This window comes from Actinacidiphila bryophytorum, from assembly GCF_016916835.1.
Taxonomy (GTDB): Bacteria; Actinomycetota; Actinomycetes; order Streptomycetales; family Streptomycetaceae; genus Actinacidiphila; species Actinacidiphila bryophytorum.
In genome coordinates this window covers 22,530-37,929 of the sequence record NZ_JAFFIX010000017.1, presented here as the reverse complement: position 1 = coordinate 37,929, position 15,400 = coordinate 22,530, and the positions used below count along the sequence as shown (strand labels likewise).

Sequence of the window (15,400 nt, the reverse complement as noted above, 5' to 3'; positions counted from 1 at the left end):
GTCGCCACACGACGGCCGGTGGGTGGTTGCGCGCGCAGATCCCCGCGCCCCTGGGGTTGCCCCCTTGCCGAATGGGGTGCGGTACGGCCACCACGGCCGGGGGGAGGCGTACCGGGAGTGGACCCCGGCCGGAGGCCGTACGCTGGAGGCACCCCCGGCACGTGACACGTGTCGGGCGGTCGGCGTTGCCCGTACGGTCTGGCGCGACGCCCCACGACGCAACCCCGGGACGGAATCCGTATGAGTCTCAACGGTCTGGTCGACGCCGCCGTCGCCGACACCGCACTGGCTGAGGCGGTCCAGGCCGCGGTCTCCGGATCGCGGCCGCATGTTGACCTGGTCGGCCCGCCTGCCGCCCGCCCGCTGGCGGTGGCGGCCCTCGCCGCCAAGGCGCAGCGCACCGTGCTCGCCGTCACCGCCACCGGGCGGGAGACCGAGGACCTGGCCGCGGCGCTGCGCTCGATGCTGCCGCCCGACGCCGTCGTGGAGTACCCGGCGTGGGAGACGCTGCCGCACGAGCGGCTCTCCCCGCGCAGCGACACCGTCGGCCGCCGGCTGGCGGTGCTGCGCCGCCTGGCGCACCCGCGGGCCGACGACCCGTCGGCGGGCCCCGTGCAGGTCGTCGTCGCGCCGATCCGCTCGGTGCTGCAGCCGCAGGTCAGGGGGCTGGGCGACCTGGAGCCCGTGGCACTGTCCAGCGGGAGCAGCGCGGACCTGGGCGCGGTCGTCGACGGCCTGGCGGCAGCCGCGTACGCCCGTGTGGAGCTGGTCGAGAAGCGCGGCGAGTTCGCGGTGCGCGGCGGCATCCTGGACGTCTTCCCGCCGACCGAGGAGCACCCGCTGCGGGTGGAGTTCTGGGGCGACGAGGTTGAGGAGATCCGCTACTTCAAGGTCGCGGACCAGCGCTCGCTGGAGGTGGCCGAGCACGGCCTGTGGGCGCCGCCGTGCCGTGAGCTGCTGCTCACCGACGACGTCAGGGCGCGGGCGGCGGAGCTGGCCGTCGCGCACCCGGAGCTGCGCGAACTGCTCGACAAGATCGCCGAGGGCATCGCGGTCGAGGGCATGGAGTCGCTGGCGCCGGCGCTGGTGGACTCCATGGAGCTGCTGCTCGACGTACTGCCCGCCGGGTCGATGACCGTGGTGTGCGACCCGGAGCGGGTGCGTACCAGGGCCGCTGACCTGGTGGCGACCTCGCAGGAGTTCCTGGAGGCGTCCTGGGCGGCGTCCGCGGGCGGCGGCGAGGCGCCGGTCGACCTGGGCGCCGCGTCGCTGTGGCCGATCGCGGACGTCCGGGAGCGGGCGCGCGAGCTGGGGGTGCCGTGGTGGTCGGTGAGCCCCTTCGCCGCCGACGAGGCGGACGACCTGGACGGCGACACCCTCAAGCTGGGCATGCGCGCTCCCGAGCTGTACCGCGGCGACACCGCGCGGGCGCTGGCCGACACCAAGGGCTGGATCGCCGAGGGCTGGCGGACGGTGTACGTCACCGAGGGCCACGGCCCGGCCTCCCGGGTCGCCGAGGTGCTGACCGGCGAGGGCATCGCGGCCCGTCTGGACGTGGAGCTGACCGACCTGGCGCCGTCCGTGGTGCATGTCGCGACCGGCTCGATCGAGCACGGCTTCATCGACCCGGCGCTGCGGCTCGCGGTGCTGACCGAGACCGACCTGTCGGGGCAGCGGTCCTCCACCAAGGACATGGGGCGCATGCCGTCCCGGCGCCGCAAGACCATCGATCCGCTGACCCTGGTCGGCGGCGACTACATCGTGCACGAGCAGCACGGCGTCGGCCGCTATGTGGAGATGGTGCAGCGCACCGTCCAGGGCGCCACCCGCGAGTACCTGGTCGTCGAGTACGCCCCCGCCAAGCGCGGGCAGCCCGGCGACCGGCTCTTCGTGCCCACCGACCAGCTGGAGCAGATCACCAAGTACGTCGGCGGCGAGGCCCCGACGCTGCACCGGCTGGGCGGCGCGGACTGGACGAAGACCAAGGCGCGGGCGAAGAAGGCGGTCAAGGAGATCGCGGCCGACCTGATCAGGCTGTACTCGGCCCGGATGGCCGCCCCCGGCCACACCTTCGCGCCCGACACCCCCTGGCAGCGCGAGCTGGAGGACGCCTTCCCGTACGCGGAGACGCCCGACCAGCTGACCACCATCGCCGAGGTCAAGGAGGACATGCAGAAGTCCGTGCCGATGGACCGGCTGATCTGCGGCGACGTCGGCTACGGCAAGACCGAGATCGCGGTGCGGGCGGCCTTCAAGGCGGTGCAGGACGGCAAGCAGGTGGCGGTGCTGGTGCCGACCACGCTGCTGGTGCAGCAGCACTTCGGCACCTTCTCCGAGCGGTACGCGCAGTTCCCGGTCAAGGTGCGCGCGCTGTCCCGCTTCCAGAGCGACACCGAGGCCAAGGCCGTGCTCGAAGGGCTGCTCGACGGCTCGGTGGACGTCGTGATCGGCACCCACCGGCTGTTCTCGTCCGAGACCCGCTTCAAGGACCTCGGCCTGGTGATCGTGGACGAGGAGCAGCGCTTCGGCGTCGAGCACAAGGAGCAGCTGAAGAAGCTGCGGGCCAACGTCGACGTGCTGACCATGTCCGCCACCCCGATTCCGCGCACCCTGGAGATGGCGGTCACCGGCATCCGGGAGATGTCCACCATCACCACCCCGCCCGAGGAGCGGCACCCGGTGCTGACCTTCGTCGGGCCGTACGAGGAGAAGCAGATCGGCGCCGCCATCCGCCGTGAACTGCTGCGCGAGGGCCAGGTCTTCTACATCCACAACCGGGTCGAGTCGATCGACCGGGCGGCGGCCCGGCTGCGCGAGATCGTGCCGGAGGCGCGGATCGCCACCGCCCACGGGCAGATGGGGGAGGCGGCCCTGGAGTCGGTCGTGGTCGACTTCTGGGAGAAGCGGTTCGACGTGCTGGTCTCCACCACGATCGTGGAGTCCGGCATCGACATCCCCAACGCCAACACCCTGATCGTGGAGCGCGGCGACACCTTCGGCCTGTCCCAGCTGCACCAGCTGCGCGGCAGGGTCGGCCGCTCGCGCGAGCGCGGCTACGCCTACTTCCTCTACCCGCCGGAGAAGCCGCTCACCGAGACCGCGCACGAACGGCTCGCCACCATCGCCCAGCACACCGAGATGGGCGCGGGCATGTACGTGGCCATGAAGGACCTGGAGATCCGCGGCGCCGGCAACCTGCTCGGCGGCGAGCAGTCGGGCCACATCGCGGGCGTCGGCTTCGACCTGTACGTGCGCATGGTGGGCGAGGCCGTCGCCGACTACCGCTCGGCCCTGGAGTCGGGCGGTGAGCCGGAGGAGACGCTGCTGGAGGTCAAGATCGAGCTTCCGGTCGACGCCCACGTCCCGCACGACTACGCGCCCGGCGAGCGGCTGCGGCTGCAGGCCTACCGTGCCATCGCCGCCGCCAACTCCGCCGAGGACGTCACCGCCGTCCGCGAGGAACTCGTCGACCGCTACGGCCCGCTGCCCGAACCCGTGGAGAACCTGCTGCTGGTCGCCGGCCTGCGCATGCTGGCCCGCAAGGTGGGCGTCACCGACATCACCCTGCAGGGCAGCAACGTCCGCTTCGGCCCGGTCGACCTGCGCGAGTCCCAGGAGCTGCGGCTGTCCAGGCTCCACCCGCGGGCCGTCCTCAAGCCCGCCACCCACCAGGTCCTGGTCCCCCGCCCGTCCACCGCCCGCATCGGCGGCAAGCCGGTGGTGGGCCGGGAACTCCTCCAGTGGACCGCGGACTTCCTGACCACCATCCTCGACACCTGAGCCCCCTGCTCCCTGGCCCCCGGCCCTGTGCCCGCCCAGGCCCCGGCCGGGGGCCGCCGACCCGCCGGCGGTTACAGTGCCCGCGTGACGATCACCGGTGCGGGGACGAACGTACGGCCGCTGGCCCCCGGGCAGCGCGCCCGGCTGCTGGTCGGCGACATCGACGGCGGCCGGCCGCGGCTGGTCCACGAGACCACCGGCAGCGCTCTGGAAGCGCCGAACTGGTCCCCCGACGGCCGCTGGCTGGTCTTCAACCAGGACGGCCTGCTGCTGCGGATCCCCGCCGACGCCGCACCCGGCGACGGTGTCCCGCCCGAGGTCATCGACACCGGCGGCATCACCGACGCCAACAACGACCACGTGCTCTCGCCCGACGGCGCCACCGTCTACCTCTCGGCAGGCGACGGGCACATCCACGCGGTGCCCTTCGCCGGCGGCCCCGCCCGCCGGGTCACCAACGACCGTGGCCCCGGCCCCTTCCGGCACTTCCTGCATGGCGTCTCACCGGACGGGCTGACCCTGTCCTACGTCGGCGTCGAGCCGTACGGCGGTGACGAATGGGGCTACCGCAACATCTTCACCCTCCCTTCCGCGGGCGGCCCCGACACCCGGCTGACGGACAGTCCGGCACCTGCCGACGGCCCGGAGTTCACCCCGGACGGCGAGTGGATCCTCTTCAACTCCGAGCACGGCGCCACCACCCCGGGCCACGCCCAGCTCTTCCGCATGCGCCCCGACGGCTCCGGCCTGACCCGGCTGACCTCCGACGAACGCGTCAACTGGTTCCCCCACCCCTCCCCGGACGGGCGCCACATCCTCTACATCAGCTTCCCGCCCGGCACCGAGGGCCACCCCGCCGACCGCGACGTGCTGTTGCGCCTGCTGGACCCGGCCGGCGGCGCCCCCCGCGACCTGCTCGCCTTCTTCGGCGGCCAGGGCAGCCTCAACGTCAACAGCTGGTCCCCCGACAGCCGCCACTTCGCCTACGTCGACTACCCGGTCGCCGGCTAGCCGCCGCTCGCCGGGGCTAGGCCGTGTTTTGGAAGTAGCGCCGTCCGCCCACAGGGCGGGCCCCGCGGCGTCCGGTGCGTGCGATCGCAAGGCGGAGGGTCGTCCTCGTAGTGGGCCTACTCGGACGACTCCGACAACGCAGCGAGCGTGCGTGCCAGGCGTCGCGGGGCAGGCGGGACTTCCAAAACACGGCCTAGCCGGGCCAGCCGGGGCTAGTTGCGGCGCAGGACCACATAGCCGTCCTGGTTGGCGAGCATCGTGTACGTCGATCCCGGGTGCAGCTGCGACCCGTAGTTCATCGGGTCGGGCACCCAGCCGGTGGAGTTGTCGATCGCGATGTACTGCGGCACCACACCGTTGGTCCCGCCGACCCAGTAGACGGTGGTGCGGTCCACCAGCCAGCTGACCGGCCCGACGTTGGCCTCCACGGTGGCGCCGTCGGGTATCAGCTTCAGCACCTTCTGGATCTCCTTGGCGCGAGCGTCGACCTTGTAGGTGGCGGTATGGCCGAGCGAGGCCAGCGGCAGCGACAAGGTCAGGGCCATCGCCGCACCGACCGCCGCCGCCGGCACCCCCGAGGCGTACGACCGCAGCCACGGCTGCCTGCTGTGCCGCGACCTGTCCGCCGCGTCCACCAGGGCCAGGAAGACCACCGGCATCAGCACCGCGCTGTAGTGCCAGGCCGTGCCCCAGTTCTCCGGGTAGTGCGACAGGAAGCGCCAGCCGATCGTCGGCAGCGCCGCGACGAACAGCGGTGACCGCAGGGCCAGCAGCCCGCTGGTCGGCAGCAGTATCCACAGCAGTGTGCGCACCGCGGTGCCGAACGGGATGTGCCCCGTCATCGTGCCGTCGCCGTTGATGTGGTTGAAGGCGTCGTACCCGGGGCCGTGGAAGGCCGGGATCACCACCGCAAGGGCCAGCGCGGACGCCGCCACCCCGAAGCCGATCAGCCCGATCGCCCACGGCCCGTACCGCTCTGCGTCGCTCAGCGGCGCTGCCACCTGGTCACCCCCTCCCGTGGTGCCGTCCTGCCCTTGCCCGTCCGGGCCGGCCCCGTCGCCCGCGGCCGCACCGTCCGCCTGCTGGCCCTCCCGCGCCGCCTGCGCCGGGACGGCCGCCTCCTGCTCCGCACCCTCCCGGGTGCGCCACCACACGATCGCGCCGATTGTCGCCGCCGTGACCCCCAGGTCCTCCTTGACCAGCACCAGGGGCAGCGCCCACCACAGCGCGGGAGCCCAGCGCCTGCGGACCACCGCCTCCAGGGAGAAGGCCAGCAGCGGCATCGCGAAGGCGATCTCGTGGAAGTCGAAGTCGACTGCCCGCTGCACCCCCCACGACAGCCCGTAGGCCACGCCCACCGCCAGCCCGCGCCCCCGCCCCAGCAGCAGCCCCGCACCCCGGGTGACCGGGATCACCGACACCCCGAACAGCAGCGCCTGGGCCACCAGCAGCGTCACCGGTGTCGGGAAGACCCGGTAGAAGGGCGCGATCAGCGCGGTCACCGGGCTGAAGTGGTCGCCGAGCGCGTTGAACCCGGGACCCTTCAGCTGGGTGATCGGCGCGTGCAGATGCGCGTAGCCCTTCACGGCCTGCTCGAAGATGCCCAGGTCCCACGACATCGTCAGCATCCGGCGGTAGCGGACCAGCGACAGCAGGAGGTAGGCGACGAAGAAGGCGGTCGCCAGCAGGTAGGGGTCCAGGCGCGCCCCGGCTATCCGTTCCCGCAGACCCGCCAGGCCGGTACTGCCCGGCGAGGCGGCGCTCGGCTCGGCCTCACCGCTCTTGTGCGGTATGACGGCCTCGGCCCTGTCCATCGTCGTCCTCCCGAGGAAGCGGGGTCGGGGTCTGCGGGAAAAGATACGGGACAAGCCTGTCCGCGCGGGACCCATGGGACGGACGAGCCTGCCCGGCTCAGCCGGTCTTGGTCCAGGTGCCGCAGCCGGCCGTCTTGAAGTAGGCGTCCTTGGCGGTGATGGTGACCACGCCCTGACCGGTGACGTTGTCGTTGGCCAGTATCGAGTCCACGTCGTGCAGCGCGTCCTTGGTGCGCTCCCAGTAGCAGGTCTCCCCGCCCTTGGCCTTGTAGGTGCCGGCGGCTATGTCCGTGCCCACCTTGTACATGCCGTCGCCCATCGACGTCTTCGGTGCCCCGGGCTTGTCCGCCCCGGCCGCGAACCAGTCCTTGCAGTCCGTCGAGGTGAAGATCTTGTCCGTCGGCTTGATCGTCACATAGCTGCTGCCGGCGACCGTGTCGTTGGCCAGGATCGAGTCGGTGTCGGCCTTGGCGTCCTTGTCCCGCTCCCAGTAGCACATGCCGTCGTCGTTCCCGCTGGTCTTGTAGGTGCCGGGCTTGATGTCGCTGCCGACCTGGAAGGTGCCGTCCCCCTTGAAGGCCGCCTTCACCGCCGGCTTGTCCTCTTTCTTCTGTGCGGGCGTGGACGCGGACGCGGAGGCCGACGGGGCGGTGCCCGCCGTGCTGCCAGTCGCCCCGGCTGTCGTGCCGGACTTGCCCGCCGAGGAGGCGGAGTCGTCCGACGGACCGCAGGCAGCGGTGCCGATCGCGAGGACAGCGACGACGGTGCCTGCGGCGGCGAGCCGGGCGAGAGACATCGTGGACATGGGAATTCCCCCCAGTTGTTCGGCGGGCCTCGCTGGCCCTGTGAACCGTTGCCACCATGACAGCACTCGACTGTGAACCGAGTCAACACCAATTCTCGAACGAGTGAAGTTCACATCGTGAAGGAGTCCGTGCACCGGGTCTGGGTATGCTCGCCACCACGAACACCGGCAGGTGTCGCGGACGACCGGGGGAAGGAGAGGATCGTGCCCGAGCACGCGAGTGAGGTGACGGCGGCGGGGATCGCCAGGCTGGCCGGAGTCGGAAGGGCCGCCGTCAGCAACTGGCGCCGGCGCCACGACGACTTCCCCAAACCCGTCGGCGGGTCCGACACCAGCCCCACCTACGAGCTGTCCGCGGTCGAGCGCTGGCTGCAGGAGCAGGGCAAGCTCCCCTCGGTGCCGCTGCACGAACGGCTGTGGCAGCGGGCCGACAGCCATCCCGAGGGCGTGCCCGCGGCGCTGCGCGTGGCGGGGTCCCTGCTGATGCTCCTCCAGGGCGACCCCGCCATCTCCGTCAGCTACAGTGCGGACACCGACGACGAGTTCGCCGCCCGGCTGCCGGCCGAGATGGAGACGGTGCTCACCGCGCGGTTCGGCCCCGAGCACCCGGTGCGGATCCCCGACCGGCTCGACGACGCGGTGCCGTTGCTGCGCACGGCAGCGAAGTTCGCCGAGGACACCGGTCCCGCCGAGACCTACGAGTTCCTCTTCGGCCGCTATCTCGACGCCAATTCGCGGCAGTTCACCCTCACCCCGCCGGGGCCTGCCGAGCTGATGGCGGCCCTCGCAGGTGAGAGTCCCGGCAGCGTGCTCGACCCCGCCTGCGGCAGCGGCGCCCTGCTGTGCGCGTCGGAGGCCGCCGAGTCCGTCCACGCGCAGGAGATCGACCCCGAGCTGGCCGCGCTCACCGCGCTGCGGCTGGCGATGGCCACCGACCCCGCCGTGCGCGTGCGTGTCAGGTCGGGGGACAGCCTGCGCGAGGACGCCTTCCGCGAGCTGGCGGTGGACGCCGTCCTGTGCCACCCGCCCTTCAACGACCGCAACTGGGGCCACGACGAGCTGGGTTACGACGCGCGCTGGGAGTACGGCTTCCCTGCCCGCACCGAGTCGGAGCTCGCCTGGCTGCAGCACTCGCTGGCCCATGTCCGCGACGGCGGGACCGTCGTGATGCTGATGCCGCCCGCGGCGGCGTCCCGCCGCAGCGGCCGCCGGGTCCGCGCCGACCTGCTGCGCCGCGGCGCGCTGCGCGCGGTGGTGGCGCTGCCCGCGGGATCCGCGCCCCCGTACGGACTCCCGCTCCACCTGTGGGTGTTGCGCAAGCCGGACCCCGAGGGGCGCCCGCCGGGGGACCTGCTGGTCTTCGACGCGGCCGGAATACCCGGGCACGGCCCGGAGCGGACGCCCTGGTACGCCGTCAGTGCAGCGGTCCTCGACACCTGGGCGGCCTTCGACCGGCACGGTTCCGTGCCCGATCGTCCCGGGCTCAACCGCACGCTGCCCGTCGTCGAACTGCTCGACGACGAGGTGGACGTGACCCCCGCGCGGCACCTGCCGCCGCCCACCGCCGAAGGCGGCGCCGCCGCGCTGGAGTCTGTGCGGGACCGGCTGGCGAGGACCCTGCGGCGCACCGCTGAGACGGCCCCCGTGCCCCCCGCGGCGGGCGAGCCGGCGCGCTGGCCGACCACGACGGTGGGCGAACTCGCCCGCGCCGGGGCGCTGCTGATGCGCCCCGGCGGCGGCGGAACCGCCCGGGCTGACGGCTCGGCGGCGGCCCACGCCGTGCTGACCGAGCACGACGTGGTCGTCGGCGGCGCCCCGACCGGGCTGCTCCCGCCGGGCCGTCCCGACGGCACCGTCGAGGAGCCGGTGCTGGTCGAGGAGGGCGACGTGGTGGTGCCGGTCCTCGGCGGCGGCGCCGTGGCCCGGGTGGTCGACGGCGCCTCGGCGGGCGCGGCGCTGGGCCGCAACGTGTACCTGCTGCGGCCCGACACCGCCGCGCTCGACCCGTGGTTCCTGGCCGGCTTCCTGCGCGGCACCGCCAACAACCGCCAGGCCAGCAGCTTCGCTTCGACATCCACCCGGCTCGACGTGCGCCGCCTGCAGGTGCCGCGGCTGCCGCTGGCCGACCAGCGGCGCTACGGCGAGCGCTTCCGCACCCTGGCCGCGTTCGAGGAGACGCTGCGTCAGGCGACCGCGCTCGGCGACCAGCTCATCCAGGGCCTTTACGACGGGCTGACGGACGGTACGGTGCGGCCCGGATAGTTATCCACAGGCCGTCGTCGAAGGGGCGCCGCCTGTCCGTTGCGGCCGATACGCTCTCGACTAGCCATCCGCTTCGACGACCAGGAGCACCAGATGTACGGCCCCGGCATCGCCCCGCCGCAGCCCCGACCCGCGGGTCGGCCGGCAGTGATCTGGCTGCGCGTGCTCTTCACCGCGCTGCCGGTGCTGTCGATCGGCTTCCTCGCGTGGGGCTCGCTGCTGCGGCTGGCCATAGTGCGGCGGAATCCGCTGGACTGGGTGCTGATGGTGCTCGACATCGTCGCGATCATCGTCGGTTACACGCTGATCGGGATGGCCAACGACAACACCGACAGCTGGCAGTCCAACGTGGGCACGCTGACCGTGCTGGTGTGCATGCTCGGGACTCCCGCCTACTACCTGGTCACGGACCTCAGGCGCAAGGACACTCCTCCCGCCGGGTACGGGATGCCGGCCGGCTACCCGCCGAACCCGTACACGACCGGGTACGGCCCGATGCCCGGGCCGATGCACACCGGTCCTGCGCACGGCGGGATAACCGCGACGGCGCCCCTGCAGACCCAGGCGCCGGTGCCGCCGCAGACCTCCGTGCCGCAGAACCCGATGAGCCAGAACCCGGTGCACCACAGCCCCGTGCCGCAGAATCCGATGCCGTCGCACACCCCCGTGCCCATGCCGTCGCAGACCCCGGCGCCCGCGCCGCGGATCGACCAGGTGCGAGCCGAGCTGGACGAGTTGAGCGACTACCTCCGCAAGGAGGAGGGCCGGTGATCGGTCGGCTCATCGCCGGCCGGTACGAACTGGCCACCGTCATCGGCCAGGGCGGCATGGGCCAGGTGTGGACCGCCTACGACCGGCGGCTGGACCGCCGGGTCGCGGTGAAGCTGCTGCGACCGGACAAGGTCGCCGGCGGGGACGAGGCGGACGAGCTGCGCCGGCGCTTCGACCGGGAGTGCCGGGTCACCGCCCAGGTCGACCACCCGGGCCTGGTGACGGTCCATGACGCGGGGGCGGACGGCGACGAGCTGTATCTGGTGATGCAGTACGTGGAGGGGGCCGACCTCGGCGACCACCTTGCCGAGCACGAGCCCTACCCGTGGCCGTGGGCCGTCGCGGTGGCCGCACAGCTGTGTGCGGTGCTGTCCGCGGTCCACGCCGTGCCGATCGTCCACCGCGACCTCAAGCCGCGCAATGTGATGGTGCGGCCCGACGGCACCCTCACCGTGCTCGACCTGGGGGTCGCGTCGGTGATGGACACCGACACGACCCGGCTGACGCACACCGGTTCGCCGATCGGCAGTCCGGCGTACATGGCGCCGGAGCAGGCGATGGGCGGCGCGGTCGGCCCGCGCACCGACCTGTACGCGCTCGGGGTGCTGCTGCACGAACTGCTCAGCGGGAATGTGCCGTTCGCGGGCACCACGGCGCTCGGGGTGCTGCACCGGCATCTGCACGAGGCGCCCGTGCCGCTGCGCCAGCTGCGCCCGGAGGTGCCGGAGCAGCTGGAGTCCCTGGTGCTGCGGCTGCTGGCCAAGGACCCGGAGCACCGCCCCGCCGGTGCGCAGGACGTCTACCGCGAACTGGCCGCGCTGCTTCCGCCGCCGGGCTCCGCGCACCGCACGCCCGGTCCGCTCGACCCCACGAGGCCCTTCCTGCGCCCGCAGGCCCCCTGGCCCGACCAGGCAGCCGCGCACGCCCAGGCACCCCCGGTGCCCGCGCCGCCGCCCCCGCGGCCGGCGCACGAGCCGAAGGGGGCCGACCTGGCGGCGGCGGTCGACGAGGTGAAGCGGCTGCTCGACGCGGGCCGGATCACCCAGGCCGTCGACCTGCTCGGCGGGATAATCCCGGCGGCGGCTGAGAAGCACGGCGAGCACTCACCGGTCCTGCGTGCCCTGCGCAAGCAGTATGCGGCGACGCTGATGGAGGACGGGCAGTACCGCAGGGCGCTGCCGGAACTGCGCCGGCTGTCGGAGGAGTTCGCCTCGCAGTACGGCGGCGCCGACCGCCAGGCGCTGCAGTTCCGCTACGAGGCGGCGCAGTGCCTGGAACACCTCGGTGACCCACGGGCCGCGCTGGCCGAATACCGGGTCCTGCTGCCCTATTTCGAGCAGTACTCCGCCACCAGCCCCGGCACACCGCTGGACATCCGCCGCAGGACCGCCCACCTGCTGCTGTCGGTCGGCGACCGGGCGGGCGCCCGCGACGTCCTGACCCGGCTGCTCTACGACGCGGGCCGGGTGCACGGCCCGCACCACCCCTTCCCGGCCGAGATCCGCAGGACGCTCGCCTGGCTGGGCCAGGTGCAGGGATAGGGGCAGGCGGCACCGGCGGCGGGCGCGTCAGCCGCGGCGCAGCACCACGTAGCCGCCGGCGTCGGCGACCGTCGTGTAGCGGGCCTCGGGGTGCAGTTGCCGGGCGTAGCCGACCGGGTCCTGCAGCCAGGTGGAGCGGTTCTCGAAGGCCAGGTAGTCGGGCGTCAGGCCGCCTGTCTGGCCGACCCAGTAGACGGTTGTGCGCCGCACCAGGCGGCTGAGCGGGCCGACGTTCGCCTCCACGGTCGCCCCGTCGGGGATGACGTCGAGCGCCTTCTTGGCGGCCCGGGTGGGGCCGTCGACCCGGTAGGCGTCCCGGTGTGTCAGCTCGGCCAGCGGCAGTTGGGTGCACAGGGCGAGGGCCGCGCCCAGCATCACGCCCGGCAGCGCCCGGACGAGCGGGCGCAGCCACGCGGGTTCCCCGCGGCGCAGGCGGCCCGCAGCGCCGACCAGCGCGGCGCAGTCGACGGCCGCGAGGAAGACCACGGGCATGAGCACGGCGTTGTAATGCCACGCCGTGCCCCAGTTCTCCGGGTAGTACGACAGGAAGCGCCAGCCCAGCGTCGGCAGCACGACGAGCGCGAGCGGTGAGCGCAGGGCGAGCAGACCGCCGGCCGGCAGGAGGATCCACAGCACCGTGCGCAGCGCGGTGACCGGCGGGACGTGGGAGGTGAGTGTCCCGTCGCCGTTGATGTGGTTCAGCGCGTCGTAGCCGGGGCCGTGGAAGGCGGGGATCAGCCAGCTGACCTCCCAGGCGGACGCGGCGGCGCCGAAGGCGGCCAGGCCGAGCGCCCAGGTGCGCACCCGGCCGCCGCCCTTGGCGCCGCGCAGCGTGGCGTCGCCGGCCCGCAGCCACACCACCGCGCCGATCATCGCGACCGCGGCGCCCATGTCCTCCTTGACCAGCACCAGCGGCGCCGCCCACGCCATCGCCGTCCGCCAGCGCCGCCGCAGCACCGCGGCCAGGGAGAAGGCCAGCAGCGGCACGGCGAAGGCGACCTCGTGGAAGTCGAAGTCGACGGCCCGCTGCACCCCCCACGAGAGCCCGTACGCGGCCCCCACCGCCAGGCCGCGCCCGCGGCCGAGCAGCCGCGCCGCGGTGCCGGCCACGGGGACGACCGACAGCGCGAACAGCAGCGCCTGGGCCGCCAGCAGCGTCACCGGTGTCGGGAAGAGCCGGTAGAAGGGGGCGATCAGCGCGGTGATCGGGCTGAAGTGGTCGCCGAGCACGTTGAATCCCGGCCCCTTGAGGTCGGCGACGGGGGCGTGCAGATGGGCGTAGCCGCGTACGGCCTGCTCGAAGATGCCCAGGTCCCAGGACATCGTCTCCATACGACGGTAGCGCGACAGCGACAGTGCCGCGTAGATGGCGAGGAAGCCGGCCGCGAGCAGCCACGGGTCCAGGCGGGCCGGCAGCGCTCTGCGCCGGGCGGCGGCAGCGGGTGCCCCACCGGCCGCGTCCGCGGCGTCCGAGGCGCCGACCGTATCGACAGCCGCCGCGCGCCGCGGCACGGGCGCGGCGATGTCCCGCGGCCCGGGCTCCTGGGTCGGCAGTACGGCCTCCGCACTGTCCCTGTCGCCGTCCATGCGTGGGTGCTCCCTTCGCGTCGGCGGCCCCGCCATACCCCACGGCTCGCCCGTTTCACCCCACTTCGGGGTGATACCAGCTTGACGACGACGTGGGCCGTCCCGACCGCGGCACGCCGGGATTGGTCCGGTCGCCGCAGCCCGCGCAAGGAGCGGCGCCTGCGGAGCCGTAGTCTCCGCAGGCGGGGGAAGGAACCTGACGAACCGTTCCTCCGGACACCGCACCCCGGACGACCCCTGAGAGGCGCAGATGGCCCAGTTGGCGCAACCGAACACCGGGACCGCCCGCACCCTGGTCGGCGCGGCGGCCCTCGCCGTCGCTCTGGGCGGCACCCTGGCAGGCTGCAAGGACCCGACCGTCGGCGCGGCGACCGGCAGCGCCACTCCTCCCGGCACGAGCGCCCCCGGCGCGCCCGGCGGCGCCAAGGGCAGCGCCCTTGCCGCGGTGGGCGGCCTGACCGTCAAGGGCCGGGCGCCGAAGACCGGTTACTCGCGGGACCGCTTCGGCCCCGAGTGGTCCGACACCGACCACAACCACTGCGACACCCGCGACGACATACTCAAGCGCGACCTGACCGGGACGTCCTTCCGGGACGGCGCCAAGAAGTGCATCGTCACCTCGGGCACCCTCAACGACCCCTACACCGGCACGCGGATCACCTACACCCGCGGGGCGAGCAAGGTCGACATCGACCATGCCGTCGCACTGTCCGACGCCTGGCAGAAGGGCGCGGCGCAGTGGACGGACGACAAGCGCCGCGACTTCGCCAACGACCCGCTCAACCTGCTGGCCGTGGACTCCTCCACCAACCGCCGCAAGAGCGACGGCGACACCGCGACCTGGCTGCCGCCTAACACCGCCTTCCGCTGCGCCTATGTGGCGCGGCAGGTGGCGGTGAAGAAGAAGTACGGCGTGTGGGTGACCTCGGCGGAGCGCGACGCGATGCGCACGGTGCTCAACGGCTGCCCGGCGCAGCCGCTGCCGGCCGGCTGAGGTGCCGCCGCCCGCCCGTGATGCGCGGCTGGGCGGCAGCTGTGCGGATCCTGTTGGCCGTAGTGCTGGAATTCGGTGGTGCTGGATCAATATCCTCGTGCTCGATCATCACATCAGCATCGCGAGGCTTGTTCCCAGCCGGGAGGCACCCATGGTCCGCCGTCGCACCGCCGTCTCGATCGCCGCAGCCGCGCTGCTGCTGGCGTCGCCCGCCCTCACCGCGTGCGGGTCGGGACCGGCGCAGCCAGGTGCCGCGGCCGTGGTCGGCGGCCAGCGGATCACCGTGTCGACGCTGCAGGACAAGGTCAACGAGGTGCGGGCGGCGCAGGCCGCCTCGCCGCAGGCCCAGCAGCTGATCTCGGCGAGCGGCAAGCTGTCCACGCAGACGCTGAGCATGCTGGTGCAGAACACCGTCATCGAGCGGGCCGCGGCCGATGCGGGTGTGACGGTCAGCGACGGCGAGGTGCAGCAGCAGCACGCGGCGGCGCTGCAGCAGTTCAGCGGCAGCGAGCAGGCGCTGGACGCGGCGCTGCTGCAGCAGTACGACATCGTGCCGTCCGGGGCCGACAGCTTCTTCCGTACGAACGCGCTGGTCGGCAAGCTGATCATGAGCCTGGGCTTCCAGCCGGGCAGCGACGGCGGGCAGACCGCGGTGGTCGACGCGATCTCCAAGACCGCGGACAAGATGGGCGTGAAGATCAACCCGCGGTACGGCGCCTGGGACTCCAAGAAGGCGATCATCGGCGACGCCACCGACCCGTGGGTGGTCACCAAGACCCCGGGTGAGGCCGCACCGGCGGCATGACGCCGATGTCCGGCCCCCGCGGTACGTTCG

Annotated in this window: 10 protein-coding genes; 7 read left to right on the top strand and 3 right to left on the bottom strand. The window is 73.0% G+C overall.

What is annotated here, in order from left to right; genetic code table 11:
* Positions 1-240: 240 nt before the first annotated feature.
* Positions 241-3,780 carry a transcription-repair coupling factor gene (mfd, locus tag JT723_RS22910; RefSeq protein WP_205046641.1) on the top strand — a complete coding sequence of 1,180 codons (3,540 nt, stop codon included), beginning with the start codon at positions 241-243 and terminating at the stop codon, positions 3,778-3,780.
* An 84-nt stretch (positions 3,781-3,864) separates the two neighbouring features.
* Complete coding sequence (locus JT723_RS22905; protein ID WP_205046640.1) at positions 3,865-4,791, top strand: TolB family protein; 927 nt, start codon at positions 3,865-3,867, stop codon at positions 4,789-4,791.
* A 212-nt stretch (positions 4,792-5,003) separates the two neighbouring features.
* Here JT723_RS22905 and JT723_RS22900 read toward each other — a convergent pair whose 3' ends face one another.
* Positions 5,004-6,605, bottom strand: coding sequence for a DUF2079 domain-containing protein (locus JT723_RS22900; protein ID WP_205046639.1), 1,602 nt, complete (start codon positions 6,603-6,605; stop codon positions 5,004-5,006).
* A gap of 97 nt (positions 6,606-6,702) precedes the next feature.
* Entirely contained in the window at positions 6,703-7,410 is a 708-nt protein-coding gene (locus JT723_RS22895; protein ID WP_205046638.1) for an Rv1352/Rv1906c domain-containing protein, read from the bottom strand.
* 204 nt (positions 7,411-7,614) lie between these two features.
* On the opposite strand from JT723_RS22895, the gene JT723_RS22890 reads away from it, so the two are divergent.
* The 3 genes from JT723_RS22890 (at position 7,615) to JT723_RS22880 (ending at position 11,984) form a co-directional block, all read left to right on the top strand.
* Positions 7,615-9,672, top strand: coding sequence for an N-6 DNA methylase (locus JT723_RS22890; protein WP_205046637.1), 2,058 nt, complete (start codon positions 7,615-7,617; stop codon positions 9,670-9,672).
* A gap of 93 nt (positions 9,673-9,765) precedes the next feature.
* On the top strand, positions 9,766-10,443 hold the full coding sequence (locus tag JT723_RS22885) for a hypothetical protein (RefSeq protein WP_205046636.1): 678 nt from the start codon (positions 9,766-9,768) through the stop codon (positions 10,441-10,443).
* A 56-nt stretch (positions 10,444-10,499) separates the two neighbouring features.
* Positions 10,500-11,984, top strand: coding sequence for a protein kinase domain-containing protein (locus JT723_RS22880; protein WP_240166064.1), 1,485 nt, complete (start codon positions 10,500-10,502; stop codon positions 11,982-11,984).
* A 27-nt stretch (positions 11,985-12,011) separates the two neighbouring features.
* On the opposite strand, the gene JT723_RS22875 is transcribed toward JT723_RS22880, so the two are convergent.
* Positions 12,012-13,571: a DUF2079 domain-containing protein gene (locus JT723_RS22875; protein WP_205046634.1), complete on the bottom strand. Its 1,560-nt coding sequence runs from the start codon at positions 13,569-13,571 to the stop codon at positions 12,012-12,014.
* A gap of 259 nt (positions 13,572-13,830) precedes the next feature.
* Between JT723_RS22875 and JT723_RS22870 the strand changes: the two genes are divergently transcribed.
* Together JT723_RS22870 and JT723_RS22865 are read left to right on the top strand one after the other, a co-directional pair.
* Entirely contained in the window at positions 13,831-14,565 is a 735-nt protein-coding gene (locus JT723_RS22870) for an HNH endonuclease family protein (RefSeq protein ID WP_240166051.1), read from the top strand.
* A 151-nt stretch (positions 14,566-14,716) separates the two neighbouring features.
* On the top strand, positions 14,717-15,370 hold the full coding sequence (locus JT723_RS22865; RefSeq protein WP_205046632.1) for a SurA N-terminal domain-containing protein: 654 nt from the start codon (positions 14,717-14,719) through the stop codon (positions 15,368-15,370).
* Positions 15,371-15,400: the final 30 nt, after the last annotated feature.

What these genes read in the sequence shown, in the direction of transcription:
- mfd (WP_205046641.1), top strand. Translation starts at nt 241, where the DNA reads ATGAGTCTCAACGGTCTGGTCGACGCCGCCGTCGCCGACACCGCACTG.
- JT723_RS22900 (WP_205046639.1), bottom strand. Translation starts at nt 6,605, where the DNA reads ATGGACAGGGCCGAGGCCGTCATACCGCACAAGAGCGGTGAGGCCGAG.
- JT723_RS22895 (WP_205046638.1), bottom strand. Translation starts at nt 7,410, where the DNA reads ATGTCCACGATGTCTCTCGCCCGGCTCGCCGCCGCAGGCACCGTCGTC.
- JT723_RS22885 (WP_205046636.1), top strand. Translation starts at nt 9,766, where the DNA reads ATGTACGGCCCCGGCATCGCCCCGCCGCAGCCCCGACCCGCGGGTCGG.
- JT723_RS22880 (WP_240166064.1), top strand. Translation starts at nt 10,500, where the DNA reads ATGGGCCAGGTGTGGACCGCCTACGACCGGCGGCTGGACCGCCGGGTC.
- JT723_RS22875 (WP_205046634.1), bottom strand. Translation starts at nt 13,571, where the DNA reads ATGGACGGCGACAGGGACAGTGCGGAGGCCGTACTGCCGACCCAGGAG.
- JT723_RS22865 (WP_205046632.1), top strand. Translation starts at nt 14,717, where the DNA reads ATGGTCCGCCGTCGCACCGCCGTCTCGATCGCCGCAGCCGCGCTGCTG.